A 25047-nucleotide genomic window follows, 5' to 3' on the forward strand; every position below is an offset into this window, starting at 1 on the left:
GCCCGCACCGGATCAGGCCGATGACCACGAACCGACCCCGCCCGACCCTGGGCGCCTGCATGCCGCTCGCCGACGCGCCGGCGCATCTCGACTGGCTGACCGAGGGCGGACGCAGCCTCGAACTGCAGGACTTCGTCGAGGCCGACCTGCTCAACGGCGACTGGCGCGGCCGCGTCGCGGAGGCGCGTGCGCTGCTCGGCGGGTGGCAGGGCCGCCTCGGCCTCCACGGGCCGTTCTGGGGCTTCACCATCGCGACGCAGGATCCTGACGTGCGGGCCGTTGTCGCGCGGCGGATGGATCAGGCGCTGGACGCCGCCGACGCGCTCGGCGCCGACCAGATCGTCATCCACAGCCCCTACACGACATGGGACCACAACAATCTCGACATGGCCGGCGCGCCGCGCGCGCAGGTGATCGACCGGGTCCACGCCTGCATCGGCGCCGCCGTGAAACGCGCCGAGGCCCTCGGCGTCGTCTTCGTCATCGAGAACATCGAGGACAAGGATCCGCGAGACCGGCTGTCGCTGGCGCAGTCCTTCGGCAGCCCCGCCGTGAAGCTCTCGATCGACACCGGCCACGCGCACTACGCCCATGTCGCGACGGGCGCCCCGCCGGTGGACTACTATGTGCGCGCGGCCGGCGACATGCTGGCCCACGTCCATCTGCAGGACGCCGACGGCTACGCCGACCGGCACTGGGCGCCGGGCATGGGTACGGTGAACTTCGCCGCGATCTTCGCCGCGCTGGCCGAGACCGGGGCCGAGCCGCGGCTGAACCTGGAGCTGCGCGACACGTCGGAGATCGCGCCCGCCGCCGCGCGCCTCGCGGCGATGGGCGTCGCCGTCTGACGCCGGGCGAGCCGTCGCACCCTCTTGCAGGGCCGCGGCGCCGGCCCGGCGGGGACGACGCCGCGATGGCGGACCGTCTTGCCGGTTCGGCGGCGTCGGCGAAGCGCCGGCGACGCAACCGACGCTCGCGCATCTCGCCGGGATCGTCTCGGGCGAGGGCCGTCTCGACATCGTCGCCAAGCCCGGCCGGATCGGGCGCGGCGCGAGCATGGCCGCACTGGAGCGGGTGACGTCGGGCTGCATCGGCGTGGTCGGCCGCCGTTGAGCGCCCGGGCGCCGCGCCGCCGGGCTGGCCTCGTCGCGCCCGACCTTCGCCGATTCGGGAGGCGCTGCGGCGCCGGCTCGGGAAAGCCGCTAGGATCCACCCTCGCTCAGGCCACCGCACGGGTTTCTGGCCCGTCGTCGTGGGCGTACGGGAACGCGTCTGCGCGCGGGTTCGGGAACGCGTCCGCCAAGGCGTCCAGCAGCGCGGGGTCGCCCGCCAGCGCCGCCCTTTCCTGCGGCGTCAGGAGGGCGAGGAACGCCTCCGCGCTGTCGGCCCCGGCGACGGCGAGCTTCGCGCGCGCGGTGGCCGCGTCGATCCGTTCGGCCTGATCGGCGGGCCTGCGCCGCTGCGGCAGCGCCGAGACGTGGGCGCGCAGCAGCGCCGCGTCCCGCGGCAAGGCGGCGAGCCCACCGGCGGCGCGCGCGCGCAGGGCGGCGGTCTCCCGCTCGATCTCGCCGAAGAGCGCCGGCGGCTCCCGGCTCTCGGGCGTGTCCATCAGGCCGACCCTGGCGAAAAGCCGGTCGAGCCGCGGGTCTCCGCTGAACCGCGACAGCGCGGGGCTGACGATCAGGCCCGCGATGATCGGCGAAAGCCAGATCACGAGCTCCGGCTGCGCCGAGAGCACCGCCGCCAGCAGCGCGACGCCGACCGCGCAGTGCAGCCCGTGCGCGGCCAGCGCGGCGCCGAGCGGCAGCGCCTTGCCGTCGCGCTCCTGCGTCGCCCAGCCGCTGTCGCGCCCTGCGAAGATCTCGACGACATGGCGCGACTGCATCAGCATCGACACCGGCGCCGCGAGCGAGGAGACCACGATCTCCGCCGCGGCTCCCGCAACCACCCGCAGTCCGCCGCCGAGCGCGCGCCGCCGCCGACCGTCGGCCAGCGCCTCGATCAGGCCCAGCGCCTTCGGCAGCAGCAGCAGGGCGATGGAGCCGACAAAGAGCCGCTTCATCCGCTCGGCGTCGAACTGCGGCCAGTCGGGAAACAGCTGGAAGGCGCTCGGGAAGTACTCCGGCGCGCTCATCGTCGCCTGCGCTGTCAGCGCGAGGCCCACGGCCAGCATCGCCAGCCAGATCGGCGACATGAGGTAGGAAAGGACGCCGATGGCGAAGTGCGCCCGGTTGGGCCAGCGCAGGCCGGCCGCGCCGATCACGGCGAGATGCTGCATGTTGCCCTGCGCCCACCGCCTGTCGCGCACCGCCGAGGCCAGCAGCGAGGGCGGCGCGCCCTCCCAGCTTCCGCCGAGATCGACGTCCATGCGCACGGCCCAGCCCGCGCGCCGCATCAGCGCCGCCTCGACGAAATCATGGCTGAGGATGTGGCCGCCGAAGGGCCTGCGCCCCTCCAGCACCGGCAGGCTCGCGCTTTCGGCGAAGGCGCGCACGCGGATCATCGCGTTGTGGCCCCAGTAGTTGCCGTCCTCGCCCTGCCAGGCCGAGACGCCACGCGCCACCACGGGCCCGTAGACCGCCCCGGCGAACTGCTGGAGGCGGGCGAAGGGCGTCGCGCCGCCGGCGAGCTGCGGCACGCTCTGCAGCAGGCCGAGACCGGGGTCGGCCTGCATCCGCCGCGCCATCTCCACGACCGTCTCGGGCGCCATGACGCTGTCGGCGTCGAGCACGAGCATGAAGTCGTAGCGCCCGCCCCAGCGCGTCACGAAGTCGAGCACGTTGCCGGCCTTGCGCCCGACATTGCGCTCGCGCCGCCGCCACCAGACGGGCGCAGCGCCGCCGAGGCGGTCGCGCAGCGCGGCGAAGGCCGTCGTCTCGCGCACCCAGGCGTCGGCGTCGCGCGTGTCGGAGAGGATGAATATCTCGAAATCCGCGTCGGGCGCGAGGCGCCTCGCGCCGAGCGCCATGGCCGCCAGCGCCCCGAAGCTCGCCGCCGCATCCTCGTTGTAGACCGGCATCACGATCGCCGTGCGGCTGGTCAGGGGCGCAGGCTTCAGCCGCGGGGCAGGGCTCTCGAACAGCAGCCCTGCAAAGGCGGAGCACGCCGAGAAGGCGATCCAGCCGAAGGTGGCCACGAACAGCAGGAGCAGCGCCGCCTGCGGTAGTCCGACGCTCTCGGGGTCGAACACCCGCCACATCTGGTAGGCGCCGATCCCCGTCAGCACCGCGGCGCCGCCGAAGGCCGTCACCCGCGCGGCGCGCACCAGCCGCGGCGACTCGCCGAAGCGCGCCGCAGGCGCCTTGCGCAGGGACTGCTCGGGCGCCGCGAGCGGCGCCTCCGGCGGCGTCGGCCCAAGCTCGCCGCGGCTGTCGGGGCCGCCGAAGTCGGCTGATCTTGCGTCCGCGGGGCTCATGCCGCGCTCCAGCGATAGAGCCAGGTCTCGGAGGCCGGGGTCTCGTCCGGCGCCAGAAGCTGCAGCCGGAACTCGATCTCGCCGTCGTCGGGCGGCGTGACGATCATCGCCGCGCGGGCGCGCATCTCCGTCGGCAGTCGCGACAGGGTGACGCTCTCGATCAGCCCGCGGCTCGCCTCCGCGCGGGGCCGCAGGTCGTCGAGCGCGCGTTCGCCGAGATCGAAGTCGACCACGACCGTCAGCTTGTCCGGCGCGTTGACGGCGGCGCCGATGCGCGTCGACACCACCCGCGCCAGCGGCGCGGAATCGGCGACCTGCCCGGTCCAGACGAGGCGATAGTCGATGCGCTGCTCGCCGCCGGCCTCCAGCGGGGCGTCAGGCCGCCAGAAGGCCACGATGTTGTCGTTGAACTCGTTTGGCGTCGGTATCTCCACGAGCCGCACGCCGCCGCGCCCCCACTCGCCGCTCGGCTTGATCCAGGCGCTCGGGCGCAGGTCGTAGCGCGCCTCGGCGTCCTGATAGTGCGCGAAGCCGCGCTCCCGCTGGACGAGGCCGAAAGCGCGCGGATTCTCGTCCACGAAGGTGGAGAGCTGGAGCACGGCCGGGTTGGCGAGCGGCCGCCAGACGCGCTCGCCCGACCCGGTGATCATCCGCAGCCCCTCGCTGTCGTGGACGGCGTCCCGGAAGTCCGACGCGCGGCGGTTGTCCTTCGGCCCGAAGAAGTACATCGAGGTGAGCGGCGCGAGGCCGTATTCCACCAGCGTCTCCCGCGGGAACAGAGCCGAGCGCACGTCCATCGTCGTCTCGGCGCCCGGCCGCACGACGAATTCGTAGGCCCCGGCGACCGAGCGGCTGTCGAGCAGCGCGTGAACCGTGAGCGCCGAGGCGTCGCGCTCGGGCCGGTGCAGCCAGAAATGCGTGAAGCCCGGGAATTCCTCGCCTCCGGGCGCGCCGGTCCTGATCGCCAGCGCGCGCGCCGAGAGCCCGTAGATCTGGTCCCGCGCGACCGCCCGGAAGTAGCTGGCGCCCTGGAAGACGGCGATCTCGTCCTGCGACTCGGGCCGGTTGAGCGGAAAGCGCAGCCGGAAGCCGGTCCACGCCAGCCCCGCCATCGCCTGCGGGTCTGGCGCGACGGCGCCGAAATAGGCCTCGCCGAAGCTCAGCGCGGAGACGTCGAAATCGAGCGGGCGGCTGACGCCGTCCTCGACCACGAAGATCTTCACCGGCTGGGTGTAGATCGAGCCCGGCGGCAGAAGGTCGGCGGTGAAGCCGCGCTGCTCGCCGACCCACAGGCCCCGTTCGGTCCGGAAGCGTATGGCCCGGTAGGCGTCGTAGCTGAGATCGCGAAACGGCGCGGCCAGGGTCTGGGTCCGCTCCTGAAAGGCGGCCGCAGCCCGCCGCCGCGCCATGTTTACGACGCCCTCGTAGTCGGCCGGCGGGTTCTCCGCGGCCTTGTCCTGCGCCATGGCGGCGGGCGCCGCGGCGGCGGCGGCGGCGGCGGCCAGAAAATCGCGCCGCCGCAGGGCGCGGCCCGACGCAGGCCCGGGCCCGGCATGGTCTTCCCCGGCAATCCTCATCCCTCGCGCACCGCGCGGTGGTCGGCCAGCATCGTCCAGGTCTCGGTGAGCGCCTCTCCGCCCCGGCCGAGATAGGCGCGCAGCTCGACCGGACGCTCCGAAGCGCCGTCGAGGTCGAAGATCAGCCGCCACCCCGTCGCGCCGACGACGGCGTGCGCATAGGCGTTGATCACCCTGCCGCCCAGCGCCTCGACATGCGGCTCCACCCCGTCCTCGAGGCCGTCGAGCGCGCCGCCCTCGAACTCGACGACATACTTGCGCACGCCCTGCGGCCTCGGCTGTCCCGGCACGCCGCCCCAGCCGACATGGGTGCCCCGGACGCGCCCGAGACCCTCGGGGGCGGGATCGCGCGCGCGCCATTGCAGATCGTACTCGAAGGAGAGCGCGTCGCCGGCGGCCGGCGCGCGTGACGGCGTCCAGTAGGCGACGATGTTGTCGAAGATCTCGTCGTCGGTGGGGATTTCGACCAGCTGCACGGCCCCGCCGCCCCAGTTCCCCCGCGTCTCGGTCCAGACCGACGGCCTGCGGTGATAGAACACGCCGTCGTCGAGATAGCTCTCGAAGCGCCGGTCGCGCTGGATCAGGCCGAAGCCGCGCGGGTTCTCGTCCACGAAGCTGACGGTCGAGGTGAGCGCGGGGTTGCGCAGCGGCCGCCAGAGCCGCTCGCCCGAGCCGGTCCAGAGCGCCAGGCCGTCGCTGTCATGGACCTCCGGCCGCCAGTCCGGCGACGAGGATCGGTTCGTCTCGGAATACCAGTACATCGACGTCAGCGGGGCCACGCCGAGCCGCTCCACGCCCTCCCTGAAGAACAGGCGCGCGTCGATCGCGCAGCGCTGACCGTAGCCGGCGTCCCGCGTCGCGCCGATGCGATAGGCGCCGGACACGCTGGGGCTGTCCAGCAGCGCGTAGATCGTCAGGTCTTCGCCCTCGCGCTCGCCGGCCGCCAGCCAGAACGCGCTGAAGCGCGGAAACTCCTCCGGCCGCGCAAGCCCCGTGTCGACCGCGAGGCCGCGCGCCGAGACGCCGTACTGCGTCTGCGGCCCGTCGCACCGGAAGTAGGAGGCGCCGAGAAACGAGATCCAGTCCGGCTCCAGCCCCGGCCGCATCACCCGCAGGCCGGCGAAGCCCGCATCGGCGCCCATCTCTCGGGCCGGGCTGTCGGCGGGCATGTCGAACATGGCCGGATCGTAGCGAAGCCGCCGCGCCGACCCGCCCTCCACGACATGGACGGCGACAGGCTCGCGCGCATAGCGGCCGAGGTGGAAGAACTGGGCGTCCACGCCCGGCGCCAGGCCGACCGACGCGGCGTCGCGGAACCTGATGCGCCAGTGCGCATCGTAGTCGATCCTGTCGAGCACCGAGGGCGACGGCGCGACCGGCGGCTGAAACGGGGCGCGCGACGCCGAGCGGGCCTGCTCGATCAGCGCGTCGAACGAAAACGGCGTTGCACGACCGAGATCCGCCGCAGCGAGACCTTTCGGGAAAGGCGCGGCGAGCGCGAGGGCGCCAAAAAGCAGTCGTCTGCGATCCATGGTCAACTTTCTTGCGACTCGCTGCCGTTTCGGGCCCGATTTGCGCGCAGTTATAGGCTTGTTAACGAACCAGGCGAAGACTGGTTCCGCTTAGAAAATCAATGCGGCGCGCTGAATGCGAAGGCGAGGCTGGATTGTGGCGCGGAGCAACTTTGACGATCGGGTCTTGCGTCTCGCCTAACATTTGTCAAAAATTGGGCAATAATGGTGTAAATAGGGCATCGTGGAAAACGCTCCCAGCATCCGCGCCCCGGAGTACCGGGCCGCCCCGAAGGACCGGACGCGGCGCCGATGACGCGTCGGCGCCCTGACGCGCGGCGGCCGGCCGACACGCGCGATCTGGCGAGCTTCTGGAGCGTGTCTTCCGCCTACTGGCGGTCCGAGCGGTGGCGCGAGGCGTGGAGCCTGTCCGTCGCCGTCTTCCTCATCACCACGCTGCTGAGCAAGGCCAGCGTCTGGGCCGCCACCGCGAGCGCGGATTTCCTGAGCGCCATCGCACGCTTCCATGAACCGGGGCCGGGTCTCGACGCGACCGAGACGCTCGCCGGCGCGGCGCTGCTTTTCGCCGCCGTCCATCTTGGTCGGGCGGGCTTCATCGCGACGCGCCACTTCTTCGCCGCGACCCTGCACCGGCGCGCCCGGGCCTGGCTGGCGGGGCGCTTCGACGCCGCCATTCTGGCCGACGAGCGGATCGCCTTCGATCTGATGAGCGATCGCACCGAGGGCGGCGCCGCGCGGCTGCCCGACGCCATCGACCAGCGCATCGACGAATGCACGCTGGGGCTCTACGGCGGCCTGATCGGGCTGGCGATGGGTCTGTGGGGGGCGGTGGCCTCGATCTACTTCATCTCCGTCGCGCTGCTCGAGCGCGCGGCGCCGGCGCCGTTCCTCGACCGCTGGGCGCATTCCTTCGCCGACTGGACGCGCGCGCATTCCGGCGTCGCCGTCGATCTGGCGCCCGGCGACAACGGCTCGCTGGTGCTGATCGCGCTGGTCGTCTGCGTCTACGTTCCCGCCTCGACATGGCTCGCCTGGCTCATCGGGCGCCTGCTGGAGCGCCAGACCGTCGAGCGCCAGCGGCGCGACGGGGCCTGGCGCGGCGAGCTCGGGGCGATGCTCGGCCGGGTCTCCCAGCTCGCCGCCTCTCGGGGAGAGCGCGTGCAGGCGCGGGTCAACGCGGGGCTCTACGCGGGGCTCGACCGGGCCTGGGCGCGGCAGAACCTCACCCAGGCCGCGATGATGGCCTTCACCGACGCCTATGGCTTCCTTTCGCGTCGGCTCGTGTCCTGGGCGCCGGCGCTGCCGGCCTTCATGGGCGGCTCGATGAGCTTCCGGACTTACGCGGCCAGCTCGGAACTGACGGCGGAGCTGATCAACGACGTCTCGTGGTTCATCCAGGTCATGCCCGCCATCGCCACGCTGAAGGCCAACGCCGGCCGGCTTACGGAGCTGGCGCAGGCCGTGGAGCGGGTGCGCGCGCGCGACGCCTTCTACGCCGAGACCGGCGTGGCGAAACTTCGGCGCGAGCGGCGGCCCGGCGACGACCGTCTGTCGCTGGAGGGCCTGCGGCTCTACCACCGCGGCCACGACGCGACGCCGTTCCTGCGCGCGCAGGCCGTGGCGCTGTCGCCCGGCGACTGGGCGTTGATCGCGGGCCGCAACGGCTGCGGCAAGAGCTCGCTGCTCAAGGCGGTGGCGGGGCTCTGGCCGCACGGCGAGGGCGTCGTCGCGCTGCCGGAGCGCGCGCGGCTCTTCTTCGCCGGCCAGACGCCCGACCTGCCGGACCGGCTGTCGCTGAAGGCGCTGGCGACCTACCCGGAGCCCGCGACGGCGTTCGGCGATCTGCGGGTCGCCGCCGCGCTCGGGGAGGCGGGCCTCGGCCACTTCGCCGGCGCGCTCGGGGCGGAGCTGCATCAGGGGCGGCGCTGGAGCGAGGTGCTCTCCGGCGGGCAGAAGCAGCGGCTGGTGCTCGCGCGCATCCTGCTGCACAGGCCCGACGTGCTGCTGCTGGACGAAGCCACCTCGGCGATGGACCCATCGGCGGTCTCGCATTTCCACGAGACCCTGCTCGCGGCGATTCCGCGCGCCATCGTGCTCAGCGTGCATCACGGCGAAAGGCCGCCGCGGGGCCATGACGGCGCCCCGTTCTATGGCGTAAGGCTGGCGGTGGAGCATGGCGCCGCGCGGATGACGCGCATCGCCCCCTCCCGCGCGGAAGCCATCGCCGCGGAGTGACCGCAACCTGACGTCTGGAGCAGCCTGCGTGACCGCCGACCCTGAAGGCCTGCTCGCGGCGATGACCGTCGAGGAGAAGATCGGCCAGCTCAACCTGCTGCCCGCCGGCGAGGGCATGGCCACCGGCGCCGGGGACGCGACGCCGCTGGCCGAACGGCTGGACGCCGGGCTCGTCGGCGCGGTCTTCGGCGTGAAGTCGCGCGAGAGCGCGCGCGCCATGCAGGAGCGCGCGCTGGCCGGGTCGCGCCACGGCGCGCCGCTTTACTTCGCCGAGGACGTCATCCACGGCCATCGCACGGTCTTTCCCCTGCCGATCGCGCTCGCCTGCTCCTGGGACATGGCGCTGATCGAGGAGACCGCCGCCCACGCCGCGCGCGAGGCCGCCGAGGACGGCGTGCATCAGGTCTACGCCCCGATGGTCGACGTCTCGCGAGACCCGCGCTGGGGCCGCGTGGCCGAGAGCCCCGGCGAAGACCCGACGCTCGCCGCGCTCTACGCCGCCGCCTGCGTTCGCGGCCTGCAGGGTGCGGACGTCGCCGCCGAGGGGCGCGTGGCCGCCTGCCTCAAGCACTTCATCGCCTATGGCGCGCCGCAGAGCGGGCGCGACTACGACAACGCCAGCCTTGGCTGGGCGGAGCTCTTCGAAGTCCACGCGCCGCCGTTCCGGGCCGGCGTCGAGGCAGGGGCGGCGAGCGCCATGGTCGCCTTCAATGCGGTGAACCGGACGCCGATGCACGCCCATGCGCCGCTGGTGGAGGGCTGGCTGAGGGGGCGGCTCGGCTTCGAGGGCCTCGTCGTCTCCGACTACACTGGGGTGCGCGAGCTGCAGGCCCACGGGCTCGGCGACCGCGCCGCGACCGTGGCGCGCGCGCTCCACGCCGGGGTGGACATGGACATGGTGGGCGAGGACTACCTCGCCGCCCTGCCGGCTCTGGCGCGCGATGGGATCGACTGCGCCGAGAGCGGCGTGCGGTTCACCGCGGCCGAGATCGTCGCGCTGATCGACCGCGCCTGCCTGCGGGTGCTGCGCTTCAAGCAACGCCTCGGCCTGCTCGCGGACCCCTTCCGCTCCCTGCGCGGCGAGGGGCCGCCGCGGGCGCCCTCCGCGACCGGCCGCGCGCTGGCGCGCCGCGCCGCCGGCGCCTCGGCGGTGCTGCTGAAGAACGACGGCGTCCTGCCGCTCAGGTCCGGCCCGCTGACCGCCGCGCTGGTCGGCCCGCTGGCGGACGACCGCGCCAACCTCATCGGCACATGGTCCGTCGCGGGCGACGCCGCGCAGGTGCGCACCCTGCGCGAGGGGCTGGAGGGGCGCGAGGGGCTGACGCTGATCTGCGCGCCGGGCGCGAACCTCGTCGAGGAGCCGTGGCTGGTCGACCGCCTCAACTGCCACGGCCCGACCGTGCGGCCCGACCCGCGGCCCGAGGCGGAGATGATCGCCGAGGCCGTCGCCGCGGCGCGCCTAGCCGACATCGTGATCGCCGCCGTCGGCGAGGCCAAGGAGCATGCGGGCGAGGCGTCCAGCCGCCTCTCGCCCGATCTGCCTGCGCCGCAGCGCAGGTTGATCGCGGCGCTTGCCAAAACGGGCCGCCCGCTGGTCGTCGCGGTCTGCGCCGGGCGTCCGCTCGCGCTAGCCGAGGTCGCCGAGGCCGCCGACGCGCTGGTGATGGCGTGGCATGGCGGCGTCGAGGCGGGGCCGGGGCTGGCCGACATCCTGACCGGCGCGGCGGAGCCCTCCGCGCGTCTCGCCGCCGCCCTGCCCGCCCATCCCGGCCAGACGCCGCTCAGCCACGCCGCGGAGCCGACCGGGCGGCCCAATCCGGGGCGCTTCCGGAAGTTCCTGACCGGCTGGCTCGACCTGCCGGACGGACCCGGCCAGACGGACGGCCTCTACCCCTTCGGCTTCGGGCTCGCCTACACGACCTTCCGCCACGGGGCGCCGCAAGCCGACAGGCGCGAAGGCCTTGGCGAGGAAGACCGCCTGGCGGTCCGGATCGACGTGACCAACGCGGGCGACCGGCCGGGCGTGGAGACCGTGCAGCTCTACCTCTCCGACCCCGTCGCCCGCTCCACCCGCCCCGCCCGCGCGCTCAAGGCGTTCCGCAGGCTGTCGCTGGCGCCGGGCGAGACTGGGCGCGCAACGTTCGAGATCGACGTCGAGATGCTCCGATACCCGCTCGCGGACGGCCCCGAGGACGAGCGCCGGGTGTGGGATCCCGGCGCCTTCACGCTCTGGCTCGGCCCCAACAGCCGCGACGCGCAGGCCCTGGAGATCGCATGGCGCGCCTGATCCGCGGCCTGCCCGACGACGCCCTGCGCGACCGCGTCCAGCAGGCGACGCTGCTCTACTTCACCGACTTCGCCCATCCCGCCAGCGGCATGGCGCGCGAGCGCAGCGGCGGCGCGCTGGGCTACGACGTGGACGACACGGTGTGCGCCGCCGGAACCGGCTTTGGCGTCATGGCGCTCATCGTCGCGGCGGAACGCGGCTGGCTCAGCCGTCGCGACGCCGCCGACCGCATCGCGCGCATCGCCGGCTTCCTCGCCCGCGCCGACCGCTTCAACGGCGTCTGGCCCCATTTCCTCAGCGGCGCGACCGGCCGGGCGATCGCGGTGTTCGACGGCGACGACGGCGGCGACCTCGTCGAGACCGCCTTCCTCGCCATGGGCCTGCTTTGCGCCGCAAGCTTCTTCGCCGGCGACGCGCCGGAGCTTACGGAGGCGCTGGAGACCCTCGTCGCCGGGATCGACTGGGCCGCGCACCAGCGCGAGGACGGCGCGCTGATGTGGCACCGGAGCCCGCACCGGCCGTGGGCGCCGACGAGCCTGCCGATCCGGGGCTGGAACGAGGCGCTGGTCGTCTTCGTGCTGGCCGCGGGGTCGGCGCGGCATTCGATCTCGCCGGACGCCTATCACCGCTTCTGGGCAACGGCGGAGGCGTTCCGCAACGGTCGCGCCTATCGCGGCGAGACGCTGCCGCTCGGGCCGGACTGGGGCGGGCCGCTCTTCATGTCGCAGTACTCGTTTCTCGGGCTTGACCCGCGGGGCCTGCGCGACCGCTACGCCGACTACGGCGCGCAGGCGCGCGCCCACGCCCTGGTGAACCGCGCCCACTGCCTCGCCAATCCGCACGGGCACCCCGGCTACGGCGCCGACTGCTGGGGGCTGACGGCCAGCGACGACCCGACGGGCTACGTCGCGCACCATCCCCTCGAAGATACCGGCGTCATAACTCCGACCGCCGCGCTCGGCTCCTTCCCCTTCGTTCCCGAGCACGCGCAGCGCGTGCTGCGCCATCTCCATGACGGGCTCGGCGAGCGCGTCTGGGGCGAGGCGGGCTTCGTGGACGCGTTCAGCGTCGCCGAGGACTGGACCGCGGAGAGCCGCCTCGCCATCGACCAGGGGCCGATCGTGATCGCGCTGGAGAACTGGCGCTCCGGCCTGCTTTGGCGGCTGTTCATGGCGCGGCCCGAAGTGCGGGCGGGCCTCAGGGCGCTGGGTCTCGAAAGCCCCTACGCCCTGACCGCCTGAGCGGCGTCGCGCGCCTCGACGGCGGCGAGAAAGGCCGCGGCGGACCATGTGAGCTGGCGACAGGAGACCGGCGCGCCGGTCTCGCGGTGCAGCTGCTCGGGGAAGCCCTGCGCCGGCATGAGCTCGCGCAGCCGCGCCATGGTCGCATCGCCCGCCGCGATCTCGCCGCGCCGGTAGCGCAGCGCCGCCAGCGCCAGCGTCGTCGGCAGCCACGGGTTGCCGCCGAAGAACGCGTCGCCGGGCCAGCGGCCGATCAGCGCCGCTCCCGCGCCGCGATTGACCGGGTAGAGCGCGGCGAAGCGCGCCGCCAGCGCGTCGGCGGCGCGGCCCGCCCGCGCGCCGGTCGCCGCGAAAGGCCCGTCGCCGCGGTCGACTTCGGCCAGCGCGACGATCACGGCTGCGTCGAGATCGTCGGGGCCGGCGCCGAGATGGGAGCGCCAGCAGCCCGCGGCCTCGTCCCACGCCTGCTCGACCAGCGCGGCGACGCGCGCCGCCGCCGCTTCAGCCGCCCGCGCGGCCCCCTCGTCGCGCAGCCATGCGGCGCCCAGCGTCAGCGCGTCCCACTGCGCGATCATCGTGAAGACGTCGCGCCGCGCCGGCGCCTCCTCCCATGGCCCGATGCAGGGCGCGCCCGCGTTCGCGAGGGTGAAGGCGAGGTCGCGGGCCACGAGCGCGGCGAGCGCGTCGCCCGCCAGCGAGGGATCGGCCTCTATCGCCGCCAGACAGGCCGCGGCGCGCATGGCCGCACCGTCGAACTGCGGGCGCGACCAGTTCTCGAGGTCGGGCCCGCCATCGGCGGCGCAGCGCGGCTCGCCGAGCAGCGCCGCGCCGCTCAGGGCGGCGAGTTCCGCGTCGGGGCGCAGGTGGAGCAGGGCTTCGGGCCGGGTCGTCGGACGCAAAGGGTTGGCGGCGAGTGGCGGCCGGCCGGGATCGGTGGTCGCGAGGCTGAAGCGCACGACGTCGGCGAAGCACGCGCGCCAGTCGCGCGCGGCTTCGGGGCTGGCGCCGGCGATCAATCCCGGCAGACGGCGCATGACCACCGCGGCGTCGCGGGGCCAGTGGTGGAAGTAGTCCGGCTCGGGGTCCCAGCGCGACGGCAGCACGGAGGCGAGCACCGAACCGCGGACAGGCCGCACGCTCTGTCCGAACTCCTCGCGCCGATGCGTGAGATGCGTCGCCGAGATCGCCGCGCGCATCGCCTGCGCCGCCTCGGCCCGCCGCGACGCGATCCATGCGCCGAGCCCGCTCATGCGCCGAGCGCCGCCAGCGCGACGTCGAGCGCGCGGTCCACGTCCGGGCCCTCGGGGCAGTGATGGAGGCCCGGCAGCGCGGCGAAGAAGCGCGGGGCCGCCGCCGCCGCGAAGAAGGCGCGCGCGTCCTGCGGCGGCGTCAGCCCGTCCTCGCCGCCCACCAGCACCGCCGTCGGCGCGGTCAGCGCCCGCAGCGCCGGGCGCGCGTCATGGCCTGGCCATTCGGCCTCCGCGCCCGGAACCTCACGCCGCAGCGCCGCCACCGCATCCCGCCCGAGCGCGCGGCGCGCGGCGAGCAGCGCCTCGCCGCTCAGCACGGGCGACACCGCGAGCAGATGCGCCGCGCCGCCGAAGTCGCGCGCCAGCGTCGCGGCGGCCCATGCGCCCATGCTGTGCCCGGCGAAGCCGAGACGCGCCGGCCCGCCGCCGGGCTCGAAGCTCTCGCACAGCCAGTCGAGCGCCGCGCGCAGGTCGGCGAGATGGTTGGCCATGGTGAACGCCTCCGGCGCGCCGCCGCTTTGGTTCCCCGCGGAGAAGCGCAGGTCCGGCGTCAGCGTCGCCCAGCCGCGGCGGGCGTAGGCGGCGCGGATCGCGGCGATCTGCGGCTGGCCGGCCGCGCCGCCACGCCCATGAGCAACCAGCGCGACCGGCGGGGTCGCGCCGGCCGGCCGCTCGAGCAGCGCGCCGAGGCTCGCCGAAGGCCCCCCATGGCGGAGCGGAACGCGCACCCGCTCGGCCCGGGGCGCATCTTGGTCGCCGTCGCTTTCGCCTGGAAGCGTCATGCCCCGAGCGTGCGCGCGCCGCGGGCATTCGGCAACGGGTCGCCCGCGCGCCGCGCCGGCCCGGGCGCGGCCCGACCTGCGTCCGCGGGAGGCCCTGCGTCAGGTCGACGCGGCGAACGGGTCGCGCGGGGCCGGGCCGCCGTCGAGGAAGGCGGCGAAGGCGCGCGCCGTGGCGACGACCTTCGGCGCGTCGGCCATGAAGCGCCAGTTGAGCTCGATCATCCCCTTCGTGCCGGGCCGGAACCGCATCCGGGGCAGGACGTCGAGCCACGGAATCGAGCCGAGAAACATCGGCGCGTGCATGTCGCCGAGGCCGAGCGCGACCTCGTCGCCGGCGTCGCCCACGCCAGCGCGTGACACCCGCCCGAAATTGTCGTGCAGGTGCAGGTGCCAGACCCAGGGCGACAGCGCCTCCAGCTCTGCGAGGTAGTCGAAGCCGAGCACTGGCGCCGAGAGCCAGGCGTGGCCGAAGTCGAGCGTCGCGCCGACCGCCGGGTGGTCGATCGCGGCGAGTTGGCCGGCGAGCGCGCCGGGATGCGCGCCGTAAGCGACAAGGCCGCTCGCCTCGGGCTTGACGATCATGTTCTCCACGGCGAGCCGCACCCCCGTCGCGCCGGCCAGGTCGCCGAGCCGGCGGAACGCGTCGCGCTCATCGGCGAGCAGGCCGGCGGCGTCGGCCTCCCAGGCGGCGCGCGGGGCGACGCCGGAGTGGATGACCATGGACTGCACGCCCAGCTTCGCGCAGATCGAGACGCTCGCTTCCGCCGCAGCGCGATGGGTGGCCGGGTCCACCCGGTCCATCAGGTTGATCGCATGATGGGCGTGCAGCGTCGCCCCTAGCCCCGAACGCCCCAGCGCGGCGGCGACAGCGTCCACGCGCGCGGCGTGAATCCGTCCGCCGATCACGAGGTCGAGCCTGCGGGCGACCAGCTCCACATGGTCGCAGCCGTGGGCGCGGAAGTCCCTCAGCACCGCATCGAGCATGTCGATCCGACAGTCCGGCAGGCCGGTGGTGTTGAGGCCGATGGCGTCGATGGTCGGCTCGGAAGGGTGCGGCACGGGATCACGTCTCCAGCAAGGGGCGGCGCAGGATCGACGGCGCGCCGGGAGCGACCGCCAGGCATCCGCTCGCCCATCGGCGCGGCCGCGTCAATGCGCCAGCCGCAAGAGCCTGCCCGGCGTCTCCGACAGCGGCAGGGCGCCGGACCGGCGCGCCATCTCCCAGGCGAGGGCCTGATTGCTCGCCACCACGGGCTTGCCGAGTTCGGCCTCCAGATCGTCGATGACGTCGAGCGCGCGCAGGTTGGTGCAGGAGACGAACACCGCCTCGACGTCGCGCGCGGCGCCGGCGGCCAGCGCCGCCGCGCGGATGGAAGCGGGATCGATACGCGCGACGCGGGCCTCGACCTCCTCGCCGAAGCTCAGGCAGGCGGGGGTGCGCAGGCCGGCGTCCCGAAGCGCCGCGCGCACCGGCTCGGCCACGGCGTCGATGTAGGGCGACACCACCGCGACCGAGCCGACGCCCAGCGCACGGAACGCCGCCAGCGCGGCGGCCAGCGGATCCACGACATGGCGCGTCGCGGCGGCGCCGGAAACCAGCGCCGCCACCCGCGCCGACCCGATCAGCGTCGCGCCGGAGGTGCAGCCGTAGCCGATGGCGTCGAAGCGCGCCGCAGGCGGCAAGAGCGCCGCGGCGGCCGGCGGCGCGGCCTCCATCCGGGCGATGCTGTCTGGCGTGAGGTCGTCGCCGCTCGGCACGCGGCTGACATGCAGGGCGACGTCGCGCGCGGCGAAGAGGCGGCGGAGATCATGCTCGATCGTCTCGTCCACCCGCAGGACGATCAGGCCCAACGTGGCGCGGGCGCCGATCGGGCCGGTCAGAGCATAGGGAAAGCGCGCCACGGCTCAGTCCAGCGCCGGCAGCTCGGCCGGCGCCCGCGCGCTCAGCAGCTCCGGCCCGTCCTTGCGCAGCGCGACGTTCTCCTCGTGGACCATGATCCGCCCCGGCGCGACCTCGACGCCCGGCTCCAGGGTCAGGACCATGCCGGCGCGCAGCGGCGTCTCGTCAAGCGGGCTCAGCGACGGCCATTCCGTCAACGAGACGCCGAGGCCATGGCCGAAGCGGCCGCCGAGCGGCGCGGCGCCCTGCGCCTGAAGCGCGCGCGCCATCACGCCGTGCAGGTCGCAGGCCCGCATCCCCGGCCGCGCCGCCGAGAGCGCCGCGTCGGTGGCCGCATGCAGCGCCGCGTGGGCGCGGCGCGCGGCGTCGCTCGGGCCGCCGATGGCGAAGTTGCGGTCGAAGTCGCAGAAATATCCCGCCTTCACTGCGCCCGCGTCGAGCATCAGGACGTCGCCGCGCCGCAGTTCCCGGCCGTCCGCCGGAGAGATCACGTCCTCGCAGCCGTCCGGCCCGGCGCCGCCGGCGAGGTAGCCGACCCAGTCCGCGCCCTCCCGCAGCAGGGCGATCTGGAAGTCGCGGAACACGTCGTCGAGCCGTCGCCCCGATCCGGCGAAGTCCCCCACGCCGGCGAAGGCGGCGTCGGCGACGCGGCAGGCGGCGCGGATGCGGGCGATCTCGGCCTCCGACTTGATCTCGCGCGCGCCGCGCAGGGCGCCGGTCGCATCGACCAGCGTCGCTGGCGCGATCAGGGCGAGCAGGCGCGCGAGGTCGGCCTGCGGCATCCGCAGATGCGTCTCCGCCCCCATCGGCGCGCCGAGCCTGCCGCGCGGGGGCAGCATCTCGCGCAGCGCCGCTGCGAGCAGCCCTACGCCGTCGTCGCGCGGGTCGGGCGCATCCCATGTCCTGACATCCGCGATCCAGCCTCGCCGCATCAGCGGCGCGCCGATGGCGGGGATCACGGCGACGGGGTCGCCCGTCGCGGGAACGAGGAGGAACCAGGGCCGCGCCGGGCTCTCCCAGAACCGCGTGAGAAAGCCGCAGACGTAGAAGACGTCCGGCGGCGTCGTCAGCAGAAGCGCGTCGATCCCGTCCGCCGTCATGCCGCGTTGGAGCGCCGCGACGCGGCGGCGGTGCTCGTCGGCGCAGAAGCCGCCCGCCTCGCAGCTCAAGCGCCCGCCGCCGCGGAGCGGCCTGCGCGCACAGTATCGATTTCGGGCCGTGGCGTCATGGCGCGCTCCCTCTCAGGCGATGCCGGAACGATGGTGCTTCGCGCAGGGCGGCCCCGCAAGGCGGCGCAGAGCGCGCGCCGAGCTCATGGCTTCGGCGCGGCGGCGCCGTGGCTCCGGGCGATGGCGTCGATCATCATGCGCACCCGCGGCAGTTCGGCCCGGTCGCGTCGCCAGACCATCTGGAAAGGCGCGCGATAGCCGAGCCTCGCCGGCGCGATGGCGCGCAGCGCCCCGGCCTTGACCCAGGGCCGCGCGCAATGTTTCGGCAGGCAGCCGAGGAAGGCGCCGGAGAGTATCAGCGCAGCCGCGCTCTCCATGTCGCTCACCTCCGCGCCCACGCGGTGGCTGGCGAAGCCCTTGACGTCGCGGGCGCCCCAGTAGCGGCGCCCGACGATGCGCCGGCTGCGCAGCTCGTCGAAGTCGATCGCGTCGTCGCACGCGGTGAACAGCGGATGGCCGGCGCCGCGGTAGAAGAGCTGCCGCTCCTCGTAGAGATGGCGATACTCCAGCCCCAGCGCGACCCGCGGGAAGCTGCCCACGGCGACGTCGAGCGCGGCGGCCGAGACGTCGCGCAGCAGCGCGTCGGGCGGCTTGCAGGCGAGGCGGATCCCGGCCTCCGGCGCGGCGCCGCCGGCATCCGCGCGCGCGGGTCGCCGAGCGTCGCGTCGAGCATCCCCACCGCCGCAGGCCCGGCGAGGCGGTTCCTGAGGGCGGCGACGCGCGAGGAGAAGCCGTCCACCGCCGCCAGCAGCCGCCGCGCCTCCGCGTCGACGCTCTCGCCGGGTTCCGTCAGGCCGAAGCCGGAGCGGCCCCGACGGCACAGGCGGAAGCCGAGCCGGTCCTCCAGCGCCTTGACATGGCTCGACACGGTGGAGAGCGACAGGTCGAGACGCGCGGCGGCGGGCGCGAAGCCGCCGGCCTCGACAACCGCGAGAAAGACGCGCAGCAGACGCAGGTCCACCGCATCGAGGGCGGGCGCGGCCATTCGGTTTGACAGACCTCAAAGTGAACTGTGGTTGCTTTGATCTTTATCGATGCGAAACCCGCGCCACGATCGCCGGCATGACGCATGACCCCATGGCGCCGCGCTGGCGGCTGAGTACCGAGCCCGGCCGGCTGACCGACATGCTGCTTTGCCGGCCGGACCATTATGCCCGGATTCCCAGCAACGCGATCGCGCGCGCGACGCTGGCGGCATCGACCCCGCTCGACCGCGCACAGCTGCTGGCCGAATACGCCGAGTTCGAGGCGGCGCTCGATGAGGCGGGCATCGCGCGCCATCACCTCGCTCCAGACCCCGCGCCGCCCTGCCAGGTCTACACCCGCGACAGCAGCCAGACGGCGCCCGGCGGCCCGGCGATGACGCTGCTCGCCATGCCCCAGCGGCGCGGCGAATACGCGGCCGTCATGGCGTTCCACGGCGCAGGGTTCTGGCGCTGCGCCACCGCCGGCAGCGTCGAGGGCGGCGACATCCACCTCATCCGCCCCGTTCTGGCGGCCATCGGCCATTCCGGCGGGCGCACGCGCTCCCCGGCGCCGAGCAGTTCGCTGGAGGGCGGAGGGCTGGGAGGTCGCGCTGGTCCCGTTCGACGACGACTTCCTCCATCTTGACGTGATTTTCTCCATGGCCGCCGATGGCCTCGCGCTGGTCTGCCCGGATGCGCTGCCGGAGAGCTTCCTGAGCTGGCTTCGCGAGCGCCGGATACGCACGATCGATGCGGGCTATCTTGAGGCGATGGGCGACATGGCCTGCAACGTGCTGGCGCTCGGGGCGGGCCGCGTGCTGTCGCCGCGCCACTGCGCGCGCGTCAACGAGGCACTGCGCGCGGAGGGAGGGCCTCGGCGTGCTCGAACCCGATCTGCGCCTGTTCGCCAGCGGCGGCGGCGGCGCGCACTGCATGACCATGCCGCTCACCCGCGACGACTGACAGGCCCCGCAACAGGACAGGGAGACCGACCACGACCAAGCTCGGCGCCCGCCTTGCGCCGTGCGCCGCCGTCATGGCCGCGCCGCCCAGCAGCGCGGGTCTCGACGCAGGAGCTTAACGCGCTCGTCTGGCGCGACCACACCGACGACGCGCCGATCCGCCCCTTCGAGGAGGCGCATGGCGTCACCGTCAATCTCAAGGAATACGAAGGCGCCGGCGCCGCGCTCTCGATCATCGAGCAGTCGCGGCCCGGCGACTGGGACGTTCTGGTGATCGACGGTGTGGACGCGCCCCGGGCGGTGGCGGTGGGAATTCTCGCGCCCCTGCCGGTGGACGAACCGCCCCATGGCGCCCTGTTTCCAGAGCCGGTGATGGCGGCGAACCACGTCGTCGACGGCGAGACCTGCGCCATCTCGGAGAAGCTCGGCTACAATACCGTCTCGTTCAATTCCTCCGCCGTCTCCGCGGAGGCGCTGGCGGACATGCGCGGCTTCTGGACCGGCGGGGCGAGCGCGCCGATGGCGGTCCACGACCACTGCTTGCCGGCGATGGGGCTTGTGGCGGCAGGTCTGGGCGCGCCGACCGCGGAGCTCGCCGCCGACGACCTGCCGGCGATCCGCGAGGCGCTCTTCGGCCTGAAGGACGCCTCGGAAAGCGTGGGCGGCGTCGTCGCCTCGCAGACCGCCATCGCCACCGGCGAGGCGGACGTGCTCTTCGGCGGCGGCGAATGGGTGACTGCGGGGCTGACCGGCGAGCTGCCGGAGCTGGACTGGACGACTCCCGAACAGGGCGCGGTGCGCTGGTCGCAGTCCATCGGCGTCTTCGCCGACAGCTAACGCAAGGAGCTCGCCGTGGCGTTCGTCAAGCACGTCCTCAGCCCCGAGGGCCAGGCGGCGCTCGCCACATCGTCGTGCTGCTGGGCGATGCCGGCCAACAGCGCCGCCGGCGATGTTCTCGAAGATGCGCAGAAGCGCGCCCTGCGCCGGGACCAGCAGCCCGACCATCTCCGGCGCGCCCGGCTCTGTCCGGCCCCGGACGCCGAGCTCGATGCGGCGATGCAGGACGTCTGGACGGAGTTCCTCGCGCGGTGAGCGGGCCGCGCCCAGCCAGGCCCCGAGCGGCGGCGCCGGCGTCGGGCGGGCCGGGATGAGCATCGAGGCGCGCGAACGCCGCCGCGCACTATGCCTCGTCGGGCCTGCAGCGCTCTGGACGCTCGCCTTCTTCATCCTTCCCTTCGCCGCGATGCTCGCGCTCTCCTTCCGCTAGCCGGCGGGCGCGGCGGCGCAGGGCTGGACGCTCGACAACTACCGCGCCTTCTGGGAGCGGCCGGGTTTCGCCGAGGCGCTGCTGAACTCGCTGGAGATCGCCCTCGTCGTCACCGCGCTCTCGACGCTGCTGGCCTATCCGCTGGCGTGGATCATCGCCGAGCAGGTTCCGTCGCGCTTGCGCAGGCTGGCGCTGGCGCTGGCGGTGATCCCGTTCTGGGCGTCCTATGTCGTACGCTCCTATGGGTGGTCGGTGGTGCTGGCGCGCAAGGGCGTGCTGAACGATTGGCTGGGGGGGTCGGGCTGCCGCTGCTCGACCTCGCCAATTCGCGCGCGGCGGTGGTGATCGGCTTCACCCACTTCTTCGTGATGCTGCTGACCCTTACGATCTTCGCCAGCCTGTCGAAGTCGCCGCCCAACCTGCGCCGCGCTGCGGCCGACCTCGGCGCCGGGCCGTTCGCGACCTTCCGCCATGTCGTGCCGCCGCTGACGCTGCCCGGCGTCGCCGTTGGCGCGTTCCTGACCTTTGCGCTCTGTCTGGGGGACTATGTCACGCCCGAGATCCTCGGCGGCGGCAACGAGCTGGTTCTGCCGCAGCTCGTCATGCTCCAGATCGGCCGCCGCGCCGACCTGCCGATGGCCGCGGCGCTGTCGATGGCGCTTACGCTCTGCTTGACGCCGGCCTATCTCGCCTGCGCGCGGTGGATGCGGATGGGTGCGATGCTGGCGCTGGTGGGTCTGTCCGACGCGGGCGCGCGCCGGCCGGCCTCTCGGGGGGGCGCCGCCAGCGCGTCGCGCTCGCCAGGGCGCTGGCGGTGGCGCCGGACGTGCTGCTGCTCGACGAACCGCTCGGCGCGCTCGACCTCAACCTGCGCCGCCAGATGCAGGCGGAGCTGAAGGCGATCCTGCGCCGCGTCGGCGCCACCTTCGTCCACGTCACCCACGACCAGGAGTAGGCGATGGCCGTCGCCGACCGCGTCGTGGTGATGAACGCTGGCCGCATCGAGGACGAGGGGCCGCCGGAGCGGGTCCACCGCCAGCCGCGCAGCCGCTTCGCCGCAGGCTTTCTCGGCGAGATGAACTTCATCGAGGCTACGCGGCGCGGCGGGGCCTTCGAGACGGCGCTCGGCCCCCTCGTCCTGCCCTGCGCCGCGCCGGAGGGCGCCCGCGTCGTCCTCTGCGCCCGGCCAGAGCATGTCGGGCCCGGCAGCGGCCTGCCGATCGGCGCGGCGCAGGTGGTCGAGACCGTGTTTCAGGGCGTCCATCGGCGGGTGCGCGCGCGGCCGCCTTCGGCGCCGGCGCTCGACCTGCTCGCCCTGCTGCCGGCGGGGATGGACGCCGCTCCCGGCGACGTGCTGGAGCTTGCGCTCGACCCGTGCGCCGTAACACTGCTGAAGGAGGATCCCCGATGCGCGTGAAGCCGGAGGACTGGTGGCGCGTCAGGCGCGTCGGCGACGACGTCACGCTGATCGACGAGCCCCATGTCCGCGAATTCTACCGCTGCAACTGCTGGCATGTCCGCGGCGCAGGCGAGAATCTGCTGATCGACAGCGGCATGGGTGTCGTGCCGCTGCGCGACTGGGTGGCGCTGACGACCGAGCGGCCGATCGCCGCCGTCGCGAGCCACACCCATTTCGACCATATCGGCTGCCACCACGAGTTTGAGCGCCGCGCCGTCCACCGCGCCGAAGCGGCGCTGCTCGCCGCACCGGGCCGTCGCGAGACCCTCGCCGACCCCTATGTGACCGACGACATCTTCGAAGACCTGCCGCCGGAGCCCTACGACAGCGCGCGCTACGCCGTGACGCCCGCCCCTGCGACGCGACTGCTGGAGGACGGCGACGAGATCGCCGCCGGCGGGCGCGTCTTCGAGGTTATCCACACGCCGGGCCACTCGCCGGGCGGAATCGCGCTTTACGAGAAGGCGACGGAGATCCTGTTCTCCGGCGACATCGTCTATGACGGCCCGCTGATCGAGGACATGTATCATTCGGACGCCGCGGACTATCGCCGATCGATGGAGCGGCTGCTCGGGTATCGCGTGCGGGTGGTCCATGGCGGGCACTTCCCCAGCTTCTCGGGCGACAGGCTGCGCGCGTTGATCGAGGCCTGGCTGGCGGGCCGACGCGGGACCGGGCGCTGACGCAGGGTCCCGCACCGCCGCGACTTCATGCGCCTCGCGCGCGACGGGGCCCCCGTGTCACGGTTGAGGCGCCGCCGCTCCGGCGGTCGCGGAGTCGCCGCCATGCCCTCGCTGAAACATGCCCTCTCCGCCGCGGTCTGCGGCGCGCTCGGCGCATCAGCCGCCCCCGCGCAGACCCTCGCGCTGCCCGGCGGCTTCTCCCCCGATCCCCAGTCGCTGCCGCTGGCCGCCGAGGCGCCGGGCGCCGGAGGCGTCGCGGCCGATACGCTGGTCCGCGGCTGCCCGGGCTATCTCGGCGAGGCCCCCGACGGCGCGGTCACGATCTCCGGCGCTCTCTACCCGCTGCGGCTGCGCGCCAGCGGAGAGGGGCTCGCCGCGCTCGTCATCGCCGAACCCGGCGGCCTGCACCGCTGCGCGGCGGCGTCGGACGACGGCGAGGCCGTCACGCGCCTCGACCGACCGTCGGACGGCGAGCATCTGCTCTGGCTCGCGGCCGCGTCGCGGGAGGACGCCGTGACGGCGACGGTCCAGATCTCCGAGTTGGATTTCGCCCTGTCGGGGCCCGCCATCGCCGACGCGCTCGGGGTGGGTGCGCTGCCGCTCGACGCGCCGCCGCTCAGCGGCCGCCACGACCTGCCGACGGAAGGCGCGCTCGTTGTCGCGACGACGGCGGGCGGCGACGTCCCGGCCGCACGATTCGACGGCTTCTGTTCGGGCGCCATCGACGCGGCGCAGCCGCAGCTGGTGGTCGACCTCGCCGCGCCGGCGGACTTCCTGCGGATCGCCGCGTCCTCGTCGGTCGAAGCGACGCTGCTGGTCGTGACGCCCGACGGCGAGGCGCTCTGCAACGACGACGCGGACGGCGTCGACCCCGCCGTGGTCGCCGCACCGGCGCCGGCCGGGCCTTGGCGCATCTGGGCGGGCGCGTGGGGAGACGCGCGGGCGCCGGCCGTCGTCACTGTGTCGCGCGAGCCGCCCGCGCCCGAGGCGCCGCTGGCGCTCGGCCTCGACGCGCCGCCGGCCGCGGGCCGCTTCACGCCGCCGCTGGAGGGAACGCTGCGCGTCGCCGTCACGGCCGGCGGCGACGCGCCGGCCTCCTCCGTCGATCCGTCCTGCTCGGGCGCCATCGACGCCGCGCGGCCCCAGGTCGTGATCGCGCTGGACGCCGACGCGCCGGCGCTCGCCTTCGCGGTCGAGAGCGGAGGCGACGCGACGCTGCTCGTCGTCGGCCCCGACGGCGCGACGCTCTGCAACGACGATGCGGACGGCGTGAACCCGCGCATCGTCGCGGCGCCCGCGGCGGCGGGCGAATGGCGCGTCTGGGTCGGCCTGTGGAGCGACGCTCCCGCCCCGGCGACGCTCGCCGTCGCGTTCGACCCCGGCGAGATCGCGCCCGCCGCCGCGCCGAACGTCTTCGCGGGGCGGGATGTCGCCAGCGCCGCCGAGGCGCTCGAAATCCTGATGACCGAGAGCGATCTTGGCGACGCGCTCGCCTTCGAGGGCATCGAGGAGACGGGCCCGACCGGCTTCATCCTGTCGGGCGTCCGGCTGGCCGACCCGGGGCTGGCGGACGTGGACCAGGGCGCCGGGCTGCTCGCCATCGAACGGATCGTCGTCTCGGACGTCGATCTCGCCGGGCTGTCCACCGACGCCGGCCCGGCCAGTTTCGCGATCAGCCTCGAGGGCGTCGACTACGCCGCGCTGGTCCGGGTCGCCTCCCGCGACGGCGGGCCAGGCCTGCCGCGCCTCGACGGCGTCGAGACCATCTCGATGAGCGCGGCGCTCGCAACGGCGGAGGGAGGCGCGCGCGGGCGGCTTGTGCGCGCGAGCGTGGACGTGCCGGGCAAGATGCGGCTCGCCCTGTCGATGACGGCCGATCTGCCCGAGAGCGACGGCCCGTCCGACCCGCTCGAAGCCTCGATGCAGGCGCTGGAGTTCACATTCGACGACGCGGGCTTCTTTGGCGCGATGATCGCCGCGCAGGCGCGCGCCGCCGGCGAGGAGCCCGCGGCCCATGTCGAGGGCCTGCGGACGATCCTCGCGCAGATCTTCGCCGACGCCGCGCCGGGCGACCCGCGGGCCGCCCTGCGCGACGCGCTCGACGCCCGCCTCGCCGATCCGGACCGGCATGGCGTGCTGCGCGTTCGCCTGACGGCGCCGGAGGGTCTCAAGGGAGACGACATCGCCGCGGCGCTCGCAGGGGCCGCGCCCGCTTTCGAGATCGACGCGGACTTCACGCCGGCGCCCCAGACTTCGCCCTGAC

21 protein-coding genes and 3 pseudogenes are annotated in these 25047 nt (G+C 74.1%); 14 read left to right on the forward strand and 10 right to left on the reverse strand.

The window, feature by feature from the left end:
• Window positions 1-20 precede the first annotated feature (20 nt).
• Window positions 21-848: a sugar phosphate isomerase/epimerase family protein gene (locus BLW43_RS13080; RefSeq protein WP_093254104.1), complete on the forward strand. Its 828-nt coding sequence runs from the start codon at window positions 21-23 to the stop codon at window positions 846-848.
• Between the two features lie 371 nt (window positions 849-1219).
• On the opposite strand, the gene mdoH is transcribed toward BLW43_RS13080, so the two are convergent.
• Genes mdoH through BLW43_RS13095 form a run of 3 tightly spaced genes read right to left on the reverse strand, consistent with a single transcriptional unit; the run spans window position 1220 to window position 6524 of the window.
• The gene (gene mdoH, locus BLW43_RS13085; protein ID WP_093254106.1) at window positions 1220-3415 is read right to left on the reverse strand and encodes a glucans biosynthesis glucosyltransferase MdoH; all 2196 of its coding nucleotides are present in this window, start codon (window positions 3413-3415) and stop codon (window positions 1220-1222) included.
• A complete protein-coding gene (locus tag BLW43_RS13090) occupies window positions 3412-4992 on the reverse strand; it encodes an OpgD/OpgG family glucan biosynthesis protein (protein WP_245731043.1) in 1581 nt (526 codons plus the stop codon). Before BLW43_RS13090 ends, mdoH begins: the two co-directional genes overlap by 4 nt.
• Window positions 4989-6524 carry an OpgD/OpgG family glucan biosynthesis protein gene (locus BLW43_RS13095; RefSeq protein ID WP_093254108.1) on the reverse strand — a complete coding sequence of 512 codons (1536 nt, stop codon included), beginning with the start codon at window positions 6522-6524 and terminating at the stop codon, window positions 4989-4991. The genes BLW43_RS13090 and BLW43_RS13095 overlap by 4 nt, the downstream gene beginning before the upstream one ends.
• A gap of 291 nt (window positions 6525-6815) precedes the next feature.
• On the opposite strand from BLW43_RS13095, the gene BLW43_RS24590 reads away from it, so the two are divergent.
• Genes BLW43_RS24590 through BLW43_RS13110 form a run of 3 tightly spaced genes read left to right on the forward strand, consistent with a single transcriptional unit; the run spans window position 6816 to window position 12287 of the window.
• The gene (locus BLW43_RS24590; protein WP_093254109.1) at window positions 6816-8759 is read left to right on the forward strand and encodes an ATP-binding cassette domain-containing protein; all 1944 of its coding nucleotides are present in this window, start codon (window positions 6816-6818) and stop codon (window positions 8757-8759) included.
• A gap of 28 nt (window positions 8760-8787) precedes the next feature.
• The gene (locus tag BLW43_RS13105; protein ID WP_093254111.1) at window positions 8788-11046 is read left to right on the forward strand and encodes a glycoside hydrolase family 3 N-terminal domain-containing protein; all 2259 of its coding nucleotides are present in this window, start codon (window positions 8788-8790) and stop codon (window positions 11044-11046) included.
• On the forward strand, window positions 11034-12287 hold the full coding sequence (locus BLW43_RS13110; protein WP_093254112.1) for a glucoamylase family protein: 1254 nt from the start codon (window positions 11034-11036) through the stop codon (window positions 12285-12287). The genes BLW43_RS13105 and BLW43_RS13110 overlap by 13 nt, the downstream gene beginning before the upstream one ends.
• Here BLW43_RS13110 and BLW43_RS13115 read toward each other — a convergent pair.
• The 7 genes and pseudogenes from BLW43_RS13115 to BLW43_RS24740 all read right to left on the reverse strand — a co-directional run.
• Window positions 12269-13537 (reverse strand): glycoside hydrolase family 15 protein, encoded by a 1269-nt coding sequence (locus tag BLW43_RS13115; RefSeq protein ID WP_093254114.1) that lies wholly within the window; start codon window positions 13535-13537, stop codon window positions 12269-12271. The two genes, BLW43_RS13110 and BLW43_RS13115, sit on opposite strands and share 19 nt — an antisense overlap.
• Window positions 13534-14319 (reverse strand): alpha/beta hydrolase family protein, encoded by a 786-nt coding sequence (locus BLW43_RS13120; RefSeq protein WP_093254115.1) that lies wholly within the window; start codon window positions 14317-14319, stop codon window positions 13534-13536. The genes BLW43_RS13115 and BLW43_RS13120 overlap by 4 nt, the downstream gene beginning before the upstream one ends.
• Before the next feature lie 99 nt (window positions 14320-14418).
• Complete coding sequence (locus tag BLW43_RS13125; protein ID WP_093254117.1) at window positions 14419-15378, reverse strand: sugar phosphate isomerase/epimerase family protein; 960 nt, start codon at window positions 15376-15378, stop codon at window positions 14419-14421.
• Between the two features lie 90 nt (window positions 15379-15468).
• Window positions 15469-16221 (reverse strand): maleate cis-trans isomerase family protein, encoded by a 753-nt coding sequence (locus tag BLW43_RS13130; RefSeq protein WP_093254118.1) that lies wholly within the window; start codon window positions 16219-16221, stop codon window positions 15469-15471.
• A gap of 3 nt (window positions 16222-16224) precedes the next feature.
• On the reverse strand, window positions 16225-17388 hold the full coding sequence (locus BLW43_RS13135) for a M24 family metallopeptidase (protein ID WP_281243524.1): 1164 nt from the start codon (window positions 17386-17388) through the stop codon (window positions 16225-16227).
• 143 nt (window positions 17389-17531) lie between these two features.
• Complete coding sequence (locus BLW43_RS13140) at window positions 17532-18269, reverse strand: substrate-binding domain-containing protein (RefSeq protein WP_175478887.1); 738 nt, start codon at window positions 18267-18269, stop codon at window positions 17532-17534.
• A 14-nt stretch (window positions 18270-18283) separates the two neighbouring features.
• Window positions 18284-18433: pseudogene (locus BLW43_RS24740) on the reverse strand (helix-turn-helix domain-containing protein); the annotation flags it as partial.
• A gap of 77 nt (window positions 18434-18510) precedes the next feature.
• On the opposite strand from BLW43_RS24740, the gene BLW43_RS23955 reads away from it, so the two are divergent.
• From BLW43_RS23955 to BLW43_RS13170, 10 genes and pseudogenes are all read left to right on the forward strand, one after another.
• Window positions 18511-19059: a hypothetical protein gene (locus tag BLW43_RS23955; RefSeq protein ID WP_217632173.1), complete on the forward strand. Its 549-nt coding sequence runs from the start codon at window positions 18511-18513 to the stop codon at window positions 19057-19059.
• A gap of 370 nt (window positions 19060-19429) precedes the next feature.
• Window positions 19430-20212: an extracellular solute-binding protein gene (locus tag BLW43_RS24350; RefSeq protein WP_245731044.1), complete on the forward strand. Its 783-nt coding sequence runs from the start codon at window positions 19430-19432 to the stop codon at window positions 20210-20212.
• A 15-nt stretch (window positions 20213-20227) separates the two neighbouring features.
• Entirely contained in the window at window positions 20228-20467 is a 240-nt protein-coding gene (locus BLW43_RS23960; protein ID WP_217632174.1) for a type 2 periplasmic-binding domain-containing protein, read from the forward strand.
• A gap of 352 nt (window positions 20468-20819) precedes the next feature.
• The gene (locus BLW43_RS23965) at window positions 20820-20987 is read left to right on the forward strand and encodes a hypothetical protein (protein WP_217632175.1); all 168 of its coding nucleotides are present in this window, start codon (window positions 20820-20822) and stop codon (window positions 20985-20987) included.
• A 23-nt stretch (window positions 20988-21010) separates the two neighbouring features.
• Window positions 21011-21274, forward strand: a pseudogene (locus tag BLW43_RS24355) (ABC transporter permease subunit); the annotation flags it as partial.
• A 68-nt stretch (window positions 21275-21342) separates the two neighbouring features.
• Window positions 21343-21447: pseudogene (locus tag BLW43_RS24360) on the forward strand (hypothetical protein); the annotation flags it as partial.
• Between the two features lie 21 nt (window positions 21448-21468).
• Complete coding sequence (locus tag BLW43_RS24595) at window positions 21469-21597, forward strand: hypothetical protein (RefSeq protein ID WP_281243525.1); 129 nt, start codon at window positions 21469-21471, stop codon at window positions 21595-21597.
• 3 nt (window positions 21598-21600) lie between these two features.
• Entirely contained in the window at window positions 21601-22059 is a 459-nt protein-coding gene (locus BLW43_RS24365) for a TOBE domain-containing protein (RefSeq protein WP_093254121.1), read from the forward strand.
• Complete coding sequence (locus BLW43_RS13165) at window positions 22050-22784, forward strand: MBL fold metallo-hydrolase (protein ID WP_093254122.1); 735 nt, start codon at window positions 22050-22052, stop codon at window positions 22782-22784. Before BLW43_RS24365 ends, BLW43_RS13165 begins: the two co-directional genes overlap by 10 nt.
• A 102-nt stretch (window positions 22785-22886) precedes the next feature.
• On the forward strand, window positions 22887-25046 hold the full coding sequence (locus BLW43_RS13170; RefSeq protein ID WP_093254123.1) for a hypothetical protein: 2160 nt from the start codon (window positions 22887-22889) through the stop codon (window positions 25044-25046).
• The last annotated feature ends 1 nt before the right edge of the window (window position 25047 follow it).

Origin of the sequence: Rubrimonas cliftonensis (assembly GCF_900107585.1) — a bacterium.
GTDB lineage: Bacteria > Pseudomonadota > Alphaproteobacteria > Rhodobacterales > Rhodobacteraceae > Rubrimonas > Rubrimonas cliftonensis.